The sequence below is a fragment of the Coleofasciculus sp. FACHB-712 genome (assembly GCF_014695635.1).
Taxonomy (GTDB): domain Bacteria; phylum Cyanobacteriota; class Cyanobacteriia; order Cyanobacteriales; family FACHB-T130; genus FACHB-T130.
Map to the genome: position 1 here is coordinate 1 of NZ_JACJOQ010000579.1, position 12,500 is coordinate 12,500.

13 protein-coding genes are annotated in these 12,500 nt (G+C 46.4%); 5 read left to right on the forward strand and 8 right to left on the reverse strand.

The features are described from left to right. Nucleotides 1–138: 138 nt before the first annotated feature. Complete coding sequence (locus H6F50_RS20915) at nucleotides 139–582, reverse strand: late competence development ComFB family protein (RefSeq protein ID WP_190430192.1); 444 nt, start codon at nucleotides 580–582, stop codon at nucleotides 139–141. Between the two features lie 130 nt (nucleotides 583–712). On the opposite strand from H6F50_RS20915, the gene rpmI reads away from it, so the two are divergent. From rpmI to H6F50_RS20935, 4 genes are all read left to right on the forward strand, one after another. After that, complete coding sequence (gene rpmI / locus H6F50_RS20920; protein WP_190413800.1) at nucleotides 713–910, forward strand: 50S ribosomal protein L35; 198 nt, start codon at nucleotides 713–715, stop codon at nucleotides 908–910. Between the two features lie 98 nt (nucleotides 911–1,008). Continuing rightward, nucleotides 1,009–1,365 carry a 50S ribosomal protein L20 gene (gene rplT, locus H6F50_RS20925; protein ID WP_190413799.1) on the forward strand — a complete coding sequence of 119 codons (357 nt, stop codon included), beginning with the start codon at nucleotides 1,009–1,011 and terminating at the stop codon, nucleotides 1,363–1,365. A 98-nt stretch (nucleotides 1,366–1,463) separates the two neighbouring features. After that, nucleotides 1,464–2,237 (forward strand): transporter substrate-binding domain-containing protein, encoded by a 774-nt coding sequence (locus H6F50_RS20930; protein ID WP_190430200.1) that lies wholly within the window; start codon nucleotides 1,464–1,466, stop codon nucleotides 2,235–2,237. A gap of 97 nt (nucleotides 2,238–2,334) precedes the next feature. Further along, on the forward strand, nucleotides 2,335–2,862 hold the full coding sequence (locus H6F50_RS20935; RefSeq protein WP_190413797.1) for a tetratricopeptide repeat protein: 528 nt from the start codon (nucleotides 2,335–2,337) through the stop codon (nucleotides 2,860–2,862). A gap of 284 nt (nucleotides 2,863–3,146) precedes the next feature. Here the strand turns inward: H6F50_RS20935 and H6F50_RS20940 are convergent, their stop codons facing one another. The 6 genes from H6F50_RS20940 to H6F50_RS20965 form a co-directional block, all read right to left on the reverse strand. Further along, nucleotides 3,147–5,324 carry a hypothetical protein gene (locus H6F50_RS20940; RefSeq protein WP_190430193.1) on the reverse strand — a complete coding sequence of 726 codons (2,178 nt, stop codon included), beginning with the start codon at nucleotides 5,322–5,324 and terminating at the stop codon, nucleotides 3,147–3,149. Nucleotides 5,325–5,443: 119 nt separating this feature from the next. Continuing rightward, the gene (locus H6F50_RS20945; RefSeq protein ID WP_190430194.1) at nucleotides 5,444–6,391 is read right to left on the reverse strand and encodes a glycosyltransferase; all 948 of its coding nucleotides are present in this window, start codon (nucleotides 6,389–6,391) and stop codon (nucleotides 5,444–5,446) included. An 80-nt stretch (nucleotides 6,392–6,471) separates the two neighbouring features. Then, complete coding sequence (locus H6F50_RS20950; RefSeq protein ID WP_190430195.1) at nucleotides 6,472–7,566, reverse strand: glycosyltransferase; 1,095 nt, start codon at nucleotides 7,564–7,566, stop codon at nucleotides 6,472–6,474. Between the two features lie 105 nt (nucleotides 7,567–7,671). Further along, a complete protein-coding gene (locus H6F50_RS28040; protein WP_190430196.1) occupies nucleotides 7,672–8,964 on the reverse strand; it encodes an O-antigen ligase in 1,293 nt (430 codons plus the stop codon). Nucleotides 8,965–9,089: 125 nt separating this feature from the next. Continuing rightward, nucleotides 9,090–10,490, reverse strand: coding sequence for an oligosaccharide flippase family protein (locus H6F50_RS20960; RefSeq protein WP_190430197.1), 1,401 nt, complete (start codon nucleotides 10,488–10,490; stop codon nucleotides 9,090–9,092). Beyond that, nucleotides 10,487–10,669 (reverse strand): hypothetical protein, encoded by a 183-nt coding sequence (locus H6F50_RS20965; RefSeq protein ID WP_190430198.1) that lies wholly within the window; start codon nucleotides 10,667–10,669, stop codon nucleotides 10,487–10,489. Before H6F50_RS20965 ends, H6F50_RS20960 begins: the two co-directional genes overlap by 4 nt. 695 nt (nucleotides 10,670–11,364) lie before the next feature. Between H6F50_RS20965 and H6F50_RS20970 the strand changes: the two genes are divergently transcribed. Further along, nucleotides 11,365–11,961, forward strand: a complete 597-nt coding sequence (locus H6F50_RS20970; protein WP_190430199.1) for a hypothetical protein — start codon at nucleotides 11,365–11,367, stop codon at nucleotides 11,959–11,961. A gap of 260 nt (nucleotides 11,962–12,221) precedes the next feature. Here H6F50_RS20970 and H6F50_RS26790 read toward each other — a convergent pair. Then, nucleotides 12,222–12,500: hypothetical protein (locus tag H6F50_RS26790; RefSeq protein ID WP_206754843.1), on the reverse strand; the 279-nt coding region annotated here is incomplete at its 5' end.

Below are 12,500 nucleotides of genomic sequence, written 5' to 3' on the forward strand. Positions count from 1 at the left end.
CGCCCGTCTGAAGGCGCTCGGATTGAGGACTTTCAACTGTTGGTAGAGCATGAGCAGATTCAGTAACGCTTACCTACTTTTGGCTCATTTTCTTGATTCATGCAAGAGGTCTACTCAGGGGAAGGGCGAACAGCCGAATCATTGGGGCATCGGCGATCGCGCGATCGCTTCTTTAACTTTCTGGGTAATTAACTCTCGAAGTTCCTCCTTGCCACGCTGACGCTGAAAGCTAGCGCCTTCCTCAGTGGTGGCATAGAGGGGTGGCAGTCGATTGAGCGCATAAGCAGCAATCTCTCCCAGATCCAGAAGGCAAGGGTTGGTTACTTCCATTTTTAGCACCTGCACGCTCGCTTCTATTAGCACCAATGCTTCCATCACATTGATAAACTGTTTTCCGGGAATCGCGATCGCTTCATCGGTTAAAAGTTGCCCGAATAAGCGATCTAAAGCGATGTAGTCGTCAACAGAAATTTCCGAAATTTCGCAGATGCTGCCAATCTCTTGTGCTAGAGATGGCGTCATATATCCGTCCTGCAAAGCTTGTTCGACAATTGTTCCTATCGTGAGCTTTTCTAGACTCATTGCATCTCTCCCTGACGATCGCATTTCAAACGGCAATCCTATGATTCTGCCTTAGATTTGAAATTTATAACTTGTCTAATTAGCATAAATAGTGCTAACTTTATAGATTGTGTCGAATTAAAGACCATCCATGCCTAAACTGAAAACCCGTAAAGCAGCGGCAAAGCGTTTTAGAGCCACCGGCAGCGGCAAAATCGTCCACCGCAAAGCCTTCAAAAGTCACTTGCTACAGCACAAGAGTTCTGACCGGAAACGGCGGATTTCTAAAATGGCTCTGGTGCATGAACGCGATGAAGAAAATGTGCGCTTGATGCTGCCCTATTTGTAAGAAAGCAATTTGCTTTCTATGATGAGTCTCTAGTCAATTGCTAATGACTAATGACGAATGACTGCTGACCACCGATCAATAACAACTAATAATTAGCCATGACACGGGTAAAACGCGGTAACGTTGCTCGCAAACGCCGCAAAAAAATTCTCAAACTAGCCAAAGGCTTCCGAGGTTCTCATTCAACTTTGTTCCGGACAGCCAATCAACAGGTCATGAAGGCGCTGCGTAACGCCTACCGCGATCGCAAGAAGCGCAAGCGCGATTTCCGCAGCCTCTGGATCACCCGTATCAACGCCGCAGCACGTCAGCACGGCATTAGCTATAGCCAGCTGATGGGCAAATTGAAAAAGGCAAATGTCCAGATTAATCGCAAGATGCTGGCACAGATGGCTGTTCTCGATCCCGCTGGCTTTGACAAAGTGCTGCAACTCGCTACACAAGCTCAAGGGTAAAGGATGAAGGATGTAGGGCTTTGTCCTTCCCAGAGGGTGGGATGAATGAAGCTCGCCACTCGTTTGTTGCCAGCCTCGTTCCCAGGCGGTGCCTGGGAATGTTTTTTCTTTGGCTCTTTGCCAGTATAAAAACGCCAAACTTAGCGGTTGCTGCCGAGCTACAAGAGATTGTGGAGCGCGGCTACCTAACTGTTGCAGTGAAAGACAATGTCCGTCCCCTGGCTTTTCGGGATGGGGAAGGCAAACTGCAAGGGCTGGAAATTGACATTGCCCAGCGTTTGGCAGCAGAACTCCTAGATAAACCCGATGCGGTAAAGTTGCAACCGGTGGCGAATCGAGAGCGGCTCTCGGTGGTGGTGGATGGAACGGTCGATCTGACGATCGCGAGGGTGACACAAAATGCTTCGCGCGATCGCTTGGTCAACTTCAGCATTCCTTACTACCTAGACGGCACCGCTGTAGTCACTCAGGACGCATCCTTACAAAGGCTTAACGATCTGCAACAGAGAAAAGTCGCCGTTTTGAAAGGATCGGATACGATTTCTACGGTGCGCTATCTGATCCCCCAAGTTCAGCTAATTGGCGTCGATTCCTACGAACAGGCGCGATCGCTCCTGGAATCGGGTAACGCCGATGCCTTCGCCGCCGATGCCAGCATTCTCAGCGGCTGGGTGCAGGAATATCCCCAGTACCGACTGCTGCCGGTACGCTTGTCGGGGGAGCCGCTAGCCGTGGTAATGCCCAAAGGGTTGCAGTACAATCAATTGCGGCAACGGGTAAATGATGCGATCGCGCGTTGGAAGCGAGAAGGCTGGCTACAAGAACGGGTGAAGTATTGGGGACTCCCCCAGAGCGATACCAACCGATTTTAGAAAACTTCCGATAGGGCACCTGTGGCGAGCTACCTCCGCCGCAATCACGTCCCATAATGAATAGAGAAAGCAAATTAATCTCTGTATTTGAAGGGCAATGGATAACTCTCTGGCAATTTTTTATCTCTCCTTGTTGCTGGTACTGCTTGCCGTTGCCGGTTGGGCAGTTGTGCGCCAGGTTTTCAAAACCCGCAAAGTTGAAAGTGTCCTCTCCCGGCTGCAAAATAAGGTGCAAAACGACAAATGCACAACCCAAGAGTTTTACGAACTCGGCAGCATCTATTTAGATAAAAAACTTTACACTCAGGCAATCTCGCTGCTTCAAAAAGCACTCAAAGCTGAGGATGCCGAAGAGGAAAACCTCGCGCCTATCTACAATGCCTTAGGCTTTGCTTACTTCTCCCAAGAGCAGTACGACGTAGCGATTCGCAACTACAAAGAAGCTTTGAAAATAGCTCCAAATTATGTCACGGCGCTCAATAATCTGGGTCATGTTTACGAGAAGAAGAAGTTAACTGCTCAGGCGTTGGAAAGCTATGAGGAAGCGCTGAAGCACGAGCCTGACAATGGCACCGCCAAGCGCCGCGCCGAATCCTTGCGGAAACGGTTGGTTCCCTCGACTTAAAACGCCTTGTCATCCCTGAGGCTCTGCCTCCCGCGGAACTCAAATAAAACGTAACGATTGTAGGGGCGCAAACCTTTGTGCCCCTACAGCTTTATCCGTAGCAAGGTCATATTTTGGAGGCTGTAGAACTGATGGGACGCTATACAAAGCAAAGTTAATTAAAAAAGCTGACGCCTGTAATGAGGCTCAGCCTCATTACAGGCGTTTCAAGTTGGAGGCTGGGAACGGGAAAAAGCAAACTTTCAGTGACGGAGTGCGATCGCCCGCGTGGAAGATGAAGCCGCCTATCCAGAGGAACCATCTGGTTTTCCGTAGTAGATGCCCCTACCATTGGTACCGATAAACACCAGCCCAAACTGCTGCCAACTCGCCTCCATCACATTTGGCTCACCACCGATAGGATTCTCTTGAGAGCCTATGCTCGTCCAAGTTTGGCCTCTATCAAGAGAACGAAAAATTCCCTCGCCCATACCAGCAACTTTTCCATAGAGATAAAGTGCCGGAGTCGTGCTGCCATCCGGTGGTTTCCCGAAGGCAAACAAATGCGCCCTCTCTACTGAAGGCAGCTTAGTCAGCGTCTTGCCACCGTCTGTTGAACGGTACAAACCATTCCAATCCAGACTAAGCCACACCTCATCTTTCACACCCGGAACTGTTTTCAGCCTGCACCACAAATCTGCCCAATACTCGCTTTTAATCGATGAGTTAACAACCTGAAACGATGCGCCCCTATCAGTACTGCGATAAACTTTGCCTTCGCTGTAATAGTAAAACGTGTTGCCATCTACTTTATCTGCGGCCAACGGCTCACCCCAATACCAGGGGCCTTTAGCCCCATTAGGTAGCCCCGACACTTTACTCCATGACGCGCCGCCATCAGTTGTCTGTATCGGCTGAGCCTCGCTGAGAGTCACGACAAAATTGTTTGGGTTATTTGCCGATATAGCTACGCGCAACGGCATTGCCTTTGAGGGAAATGACCCAAACTTCTTCCAAGTCAATCCGCCGTCTGTCGAAGTTGTTCCGCCATTGTGGATTGGTTCCCACTCCACACCACCAACCCGCACCACCCGCGACGGGTCGCTTTCAGAGTAGGTAATACCGTAAGTATGCTGAGGCCAAGGTCCGATACCGCCCATCCTTTTCGATGGATAAGAATTAAGCCCATTGTTGTGATTGAAACCGTCTACATCGGCTACACCACTCAATAACACAGCACCTTTTGGAGGTGCAGCTAGGGCGAAAGCGACTATCTCTTCTTGTCCTTGCTGATAGTTAGCCCAAGTCACCGGATTGGCGTTGATATTGTCTGTTTGCCAAATTCCAGAACCATTCGTCAACCAAACTTTTCCCGGCACTTTCGGGTCAAATTCAATTGCTGAAACCCACGATTCAAACATGGCATCATGCCACCAAGAAACCGTGTGGTTTATATTTGCCTTTTTTTCTGTCCAAGTCGCTCCCCCATCTAAGGAACTATAGAGGATTTTGCTAGTTATTTGACCTAAAGATACTACTAAATGATTGGGATTCGTTGGGTTAACACCCAAGGCATTGAAAAACGCTGGCTTGCCATCTGGAGTGATGTTACTCCAGGTTCCACCAGCATATTTGCTAACTCCTGATTTGTGCGTAACGTAGAGAATACCGTTGCTGGAAACAGCCATTCGCTGTGCCTGTGTCGGGCTTCCCTGGATTTTGCTCCAAGTATTACCCGTGTCAGTAGATTTATAGATTCCATCTCCATAGACATTTGCGTAGACTAAACCGGGCGATCGCTTGTCAAACGCAATGCCTAAAATTCCAATTCCTTTTGTCAGATTTGGGGAAAAAGAAGTAACCCTAGCCCATGTCGCCCCCGCGTCAGACGACTTCCACAACCCATCGTGCCGCGAACCAAAAAAGATTACTTTAGAGTTAGACGGATCGACAGCTAACCTTTCTCCTGCCCACCGCTCTTCGGAGTTGCTGTCCATCCCTAAGTCTATCTTCAACTTAGTCCAAGTTTTTCCTCGATCGCTAGACTTGAAAATTGACCCCTTCGGCTCCCACTGGGAGTATTTGCCTGCCGCCATGTAGACAATATTCGCATCATTTGGATCGACGGCTAGTGCTTCTCCCCCGTAATAAGTTTTTTGGGCAAGTGGAAAGCTGTCATTTAAAGGAATCCAACTTTTATCTGCTGCATTCCAGCGATAAAAACCACCAACGTCAGTTCTGATATAAACAAGATCCTTTTCTAAAGGATGGGGGTAGACACCTGTAACAAACCCACCTCCACCTATAGAAACGTTAGCCCAGCGATATCCATTTCCCCCGATCGAGTAGATGGGTGCTGCGGCTACAGATGCTATGCCAAGGCTTTTGTATGTTTGCGGTTGTTGGTTGCTAGTGGCACACGCAGCAATAATTCCCACCAAAATAGGCAAACCAGTCAAAGCGATAAATTTTGGTATTTTCATAATTTATAACCAAAGATAAACACAGATGAACACCAATCAATTATTTGTGTAAGTCTCTGTTCATTCCCGATTTCATTCCCAGTAAATTAATGGTGTACGAGAAGTTATATTGCTTAAGTTTAATATTTAGGATTTTTTACAAAATTATAGAAAGCTCTCATATAGATTTTTAGTTTATCTATCGGTTTTACGGTGGCAAGATGATTTTTAACAAGTTTTTTAAACTCCGCATCCATTTCTCCATTCCGGAGATACACACCCATTCCTGTCGCCATCATGTGGTTAGAAAACTCATAAAATGATGAGAATTTGACTCCTATCCAATAGCCTAAAAGGATATTGATCTTGGCGGTTCGCTTCTGATAGTCTTTTGATTTCCCCTTAGTCTCTTTTCCGATAGCATTGGCGTTCTTCCCATGTACCCGATAAAGACTTAATTCCTTATCCAAAACGATACCTTTACTTAGCCCTAATGAGCTAAAAATTAAAAAAGCATCATTGAGCAAAGTGCTTCCTGCTTTATCCGGCATTGGCAGAATTTGCTGTAAAAGTGACCGTTTCAAGCAAAGACCAGAGGTAGAAGGGTAGGGAAAGTTTTTGTAGAATCTGCCACTTTTAGTTAACTGTGTCAGATCGTACTCGCGGAATAAATCGGGACTGGTTTTAAGTTTTTTATCATTTATTTCCACTAACTTTTCGTCCACAAATTTAAGAGGATGGAAACACCAACCTAAATCTGGGCGATCGCCTAATGCTTCTACTACTTTTTCTGCTTTTTCAGGTATAAAAGTGTCGTCAGCATCCAAAAAGCAAACAATATCTCCTTTACTCGCGGCAAAGCCTGCATTGAAAGCTGAAGCTTGTCCCCCATTTTCCTTTAGCACCGGGAGAATTTTATCGCCATAACTGGCAATAACTTCTCGTGAATTGTCAGTAGAACCATCGTCCACCACAATTACCTCGACGTGGGGATAGGTTTGGCTGAGGGCGCTATCAATTGCCTGTGATAGGAAACGAGCATAATTGTAGTTATTAATGGCGATACTAACTTTAGGATTGCTGTTCATACTTTTAGTGTTGTTATGAGCGTCTGGTTTGAGTAGTGACAGTTATAGCAGCAAGCTTGGGAAGAACACAGCAATGCATATTAATCAATACCCAATACTTGCCGATACTGTGCTACAGACTTTTCCAGGGAGAACTCATCAGCTCTTAGCCGCAGTGCTTCCGAGTCAGAAGGCTTATCTAAGGTAGTCGCGATCGCTTCTGCTAAACCTTTGACATCTCCAACACTGACTAACTGACCGTACTTTCCGTTTGCTAAAATCTCTTCTGGCCCGCTAGGACAATCGGTAGAAACTACCCTGGTTCCCATAGCGATCGCCTCAATGAGTACAGTAGGCAATCCTTCATATAAAGAAGATAGGACGAATACTGCTGAAGATGCCATATAAGCATAGGGATTTGCCACAAACCCAGGTAAAGCCACATTCGATGCTATACCCAATTCCTGCACCAAAGCTTCAAGCTGCGATCGCTCCGTTCCCTCCCCTAAAATCATCAGCCGCGCCGGACGCTGTTGTTGCACTTGAGCAAAGGCGCGAATCAAAGAAGGAAAGTCTTTCTGCTTTTCCAGGCGTCCCACACCCAAAATCACCGGAGGATGTCCCGGCTCAAACCAAGGATGTTCCACAAGTTCACTGGCTTTTTTGAACAGATCCGGGGTAACAACTGGGTTGTAAATAACTTTGATTTGCTCTTTTGCTAATCCTAGATGCACCAAATCATCAGCCGACCCTTGAGACACACTAACAACTGCATCAGCCATCGGGTAAAACCAGCGTACCAAGTAAGGTGCAATTCGCCTTTTCAGCTGCTTAGAGTTTTGCGCCTCCTGAGACAGGGTGTTATGTACGCTCACTACCACTCTTGTAGATACACCAGCCAGCCTTCGAGCCAACAAAGCTACTATATTCGTATCTTCCAAAGCCGAAAGCAAAGCTGTAGGTTTATTTTCTTTCAGATAGCGTACCAAGGCGGGGAGACTTGATAGCAGCCGCTTACCTTTCAAGTCCACAATTCTCACCTCTGGCGGTACTAGAGACAGATAAGGTCCTTCCACCTTAACTAAAACTAAGTCTACGCTTAAGCCTTGCTCGACAAAACCACGAGCCAAATTAACGAGGACTCTCTCAGCGCCACCGCCATATAGGGAAGTAAGAAAAATTGTTAGGCTAGACATTTTTATTTGAGGTTGAAAATACTTCTATTCCCTAATTCCCGCTCTCTGGGGAGGAGTTAAGGGAAGGGTTACTTGAAAAAAATGGTAAATTTATTGCTAACCTTACTAGGTTGTTTCAACTAATCCTTCCTTTCTTTCCTCTGGTTCAAATGGCCTAATATTCGACATTGGGAGGCGCTTCAATGATAAAGTTGCTGATACATACAATATCCAAAACAGAGAGTGCGGTTCTACAATTGTACTTTCGGTATAGTTATACATTAGTAAAAACGTCACGTAAGTTAGGGGCCATAAATCTTCTGGTTCTTTAGTGGAACGCACCCATTTTATGGCCCTAAAATAGGTGAAAATAATACTAATCCCAAAGAAGAATAGCCCTACAAAGCCGAGATCAACTGTCAAGTTTAAAAAGCCATTGTGAGCGTGGTATACCTTATAGCGAAGTACACGCCAAACATATTCCGACTCTCCTCCCTCCAGCCAAAATCCCTGATAACCATAGCCTAACCAAGGCCGATCCCAGATTTTTTCTATTACAGCATCCCAAATCTCTGTACGACCGCTGAGGGTAGGATCTTTGCCTAAGCTAAACAGCAAGTTATCCCAACTTGCCACGCCCCATGTAGCTAGACTTCCACCGATTAATATCAATGTAATGAAGAAGGGAATAGCTAAGTTGTCGCTCCACCGTAAAGCGCTGTAAAAAGGCAAGAGAATTATCAAAGTCAAGAAGATGATTAAAGCAGTTTTTGAAGTTGTAAGTACAATCACGCCAACGCAAATACCACAAACACCCCATACCAAGTAACGATATTTGCGAACGTTCAGAGCCACAAGTAAGGTAGACAATGCTGGTACCAGCATCAGGCGAGACAAGAGGTTTTTGTGTAACAAAGGCCCCCGCCAAGCTCCTGCATGAGTTCCACTTTCTATTCCACCTCCCCGAAAAACTAGGGTGTACATTACGGTAATTACTGCTCCTATACCCAGCGCCCACGCTATTATGCGTACTTGCTCTTTCAAGGTATAGCGCGAAGCCAAATACAGTCCAAACAAGGTTGTTTGTAATACATTGAGGCCAGCTTTTCTAGAAATAGGCGGGAAATCAGACCAAAAAAATGAGATTACAATTGTTGCGACTAAACCCCATAAGAAAACGTCTCTCAAAGCTGGACGAACAACACTTTTGAACCGGGCAAAAATAAAAAAGATTGTCCCTGCATAGACTCCCATCTGTAGCAGCGATATAATCTTGTCAAACACGGAAGAAACATAAACAGCGTAGCCAGCTGTTCCCTCCGAGGCATTGTTTAAGCTAGCAAAGTTTAATAATCCTGAGAACACTAGCAGCGCCAGAACCGAGAATCTCTTTTCAGCGAAATTTAGGAGTGGATTCACGACTTTAGAGGGTGGTAAAAGTATCTAGAATTAAACTCAAGTCTAGGTCTTTTCAGTCGGGTGAGGGGGGAGAAAATGACTTTTGACAAGTTTCTAGGATGATGCAGTTTTTGTTGAAGGTGGCGTTAAGCTTCGGATGATTTTTCCTGCTTCACTCCTTTGATACTTTTAATATAATCTCTCAGCTTCTGCTGGGTACTGGGCAACAATGCCACGACTACTAAGCCCAAAACTACCCACCATCCTAACTGGTAGGCAAACAAAGCTATTCCAAAGGTCCCGCACCACAAGCCAGCCAATCGATAGTCAGGACTGCCAATGTCCCGCACTAGGTAGAAGTGGATGACAATATAACTCGCTAAAGTCGCCACCTCAGCCCAGCCGTATCCCACTAATTCCAAGCGGGGTAACAGCACGAATGCTGCTCCTACAAAAAGAGCCATATACACGATGTGAAAAACTGTAACTTCCCAGTTCCGCCGCAAAACGTAGAGGGTTGAGGAATGCATATTAAACATGGAGTTGGTCAGATTGCTCAAGGCGATATAAGGATAGATCGCCACTACAGGAAGCCAGCGATCGCCAAACACCAATGGAATAAGCACAGGCAAAGCCCAGCTGACTACTACGAGCAGGGGTCCTAAAGCTAATATCTGAAGGCCCATGCCCTCAGTGACAGCTCTCCGTAACCGTTCTCGATCTCCCTGCAAGCGCCCCAATGTGGCAATGGAAATCCGCCACGTTGCGGTTTTTACGAAACTGAGAATGTCGATGATCCGGATGGCTAGGGCTACATATCCCACTGCCTCGGCACCAGCGTATCTACCTACTAGCAGGGGGTTGATCAGAGTACGTAGTTGCCACACCCAGACTGAGGTAGAAAATCCGATGCTGTATCCCAGCATCTGCTTAACTAAAACCCAATTCCAAGCAAAGCGGGGACGATATCCGGCACTCCAGTAGAGTAGTGCTAGAGTTTGAACTTGCTGTAGCCACCATCCAGCCACCAGCGCCCAAACTCCGGCTCCCCGAAAAGCCATTGGAAAGGCTATCACGTAGTAAACTAACTGACCGAGAAGTTCAATTAAAGCTACCCGCTTGTAATCTAGATTGCGCTCTAGCCGAGCCATCGGGACTTGATTGAGGAGAACGACGGGAAGTCCCAGAAACAAGACTTGCGCTACCGGGCGAAACCCTTGGATATTCACCCAGCTTTCTATTAAGGGAAGCGCCAAAAAAGCTAAAAGCATTCCTGTAAACGCTTGCAGCAACAGCAGGGTGAAAGCTTGGTGATATACTCCGAGTTCCTCTTCCCCTTCCCGCCGCACCAGATAAACTTCAATGCCTAGCTGGCTGAGCATCTGAAGGTACAAAAATATACTGATGGTGGCAGCATAGAGACCGTATTTCTCCGGTCCTATGACTTTGGTAACTAGCATCACTCCTGCCAGACTGATGAATACTCCCAGTCCCTGACGCAGTACCAGGTAGACTCCTCCCCGCATGACTTGCGTTTTCAGGTTCATGCTTGTCCCTCAAAGTAGCAAATATTACGGAGAAATCCTTGATGTTCTACCAATGAAGACTTCCAGAAAAAGAGATTTATAGATAGCGATCGCAGCTTGGGAGTCTTTAGCGGCGCAAGATGCGGGAAAATCGGTAGAATGCTCATCAATTTTTTGAGCAGGTGGCTCAGCTCCAGCACATTTTTCTCCTTAGTTTGCCTTGGTTCATCGCTACTGCATCAGTAGACGGCCTTCTAAGGTCGTCAGCATATTTCATTGAATAAATAGTCAATTGCTACTAACGCTAGTAGAGATTGGCAAAAATATCTCAGCAACAGTTAAAGCGATCGTACTTGGGTGCCAATCTCTTTTTAAGCAAGCAAATTTAATTTACCACAGACAACAGTGTGGATTTGTGAGAATTCCCCCCCAAAGTTTAAAGCTTTTATAAAGACACTGAATATTTACACATTTGGCATTGAGCTATGGAAGGCTTGATAATTCTTCATTAGAACTTCAACTTTATGAAATAGATAACTTACATTATTCTCTGCAAAATGTCTGTAATCTTACCAGTGTTTAGGCAATCATGATATTAAAACTTCTCCATCGGGCTGTGGCTCCTGTGTTTATTGGCACTATGCTTGGGTGTACTGCTAGTAGCAATAGGTAGCAACCAACAGCCGATTGTAGGCGCGGATCTTGTGTCCGTACCGATGGCACCCACTTCCTCCGTCGCTAGGCTAACGTGTCGATAGGCAGTAGAGGGTTTGTTACAGGTGTTTATACTTACAACGCACAAAAGGATCTGGTTTAGATCAGAACCGACGTTGGTGGCTTTTATCGCTGGAATGCCGAAGATAAAACCTGCATTCGATTACATGACAGCTTCACAATGAAAGAGAAAACATATTACGGGGAAGAAGCGATCGCAACAGATCCCATCAACCCAAATATCGTTTACATGGCAGCAGGTAAATACTCCCAGCGGCAACCCAAAGGATCAATCTTTAAGTCCACAGAGCGAGGTAAAAACTGGACTAAACTAAACATAAACTTAGGGATAGACAGTAATGTTGAGCATTGCTGGGTGGGAAAAAGACTAGCTCTCAATCCGGCTAACTCCAACATTATTTTCTTTGATTCGCGGCACGATGGGGTGTGGAGATCCTCGAATGCAGGCGCGACAATGGGCGAAAGTCGCAACTTTATCTCCAACGCTTACCAAAGGCGTTGGCATCTCGTCCGCGTTGGCGGTTCAAGGTGGAACTCAACTTCTACAGGAGCAACTTCAACAGACGGTGGATTAATTTGGAAGAAGCTTGCGTCGTTTCCGGCATCAATGCCGCTGCGCGTAGCGATATCGGCACCTAATCCAAACTTGTTCGTTGTAGCTGTAAGTAAAGCTCTACCCCTACGCACCACTGATGACGGCGCTTCAGGGAGTGCAGTGTCTGGACTACCAAATAGGCCAGAAGGCCCGTGGTATTGAGAGCAGCCCTTGGTGGCGGATAAAGTAGATAAGAAATACTTTTTACTATTACAGCGACAGCAAAGTTTACCGCAGCACTGACCAAGGTGCATCCTTTAGCCTTTAGCATTGTCAACTCATCGATTCCCAATATTAGGAGTGACTACTATTCGTATGCGCTGAAAACAGTTCCAGATGCGAAAAATGAAGTCTGGCTCAGCTTAGACTAGGAAGGTTTATTCCACTCCACAGACGGTGGCAAAACGTTTGCTAAGCTGCCTTCAGTAGAAAAGGCGCATTTGTTTACTTTCGGGAAACCGCAGACCGGAAGGACAACTCCAGCGCTTTATTTGTATGGAAAAATTTCTGGTATGGGCGAGGGAATCTTCCGTTCTCTCGACAGAGGCAAAACTTGGATAAGCATTGGTTCTAGCCAAAATCCCATCCCTGGCGAGCCAAATGCGATGGAGGCGAGTTGGCAACAGTTTGGCTTGGTTTTCGTTGGTACCAATGGCAGGGGCATCTACTACGGAACTCCTGACGATTCCAAGGAGTAGGCT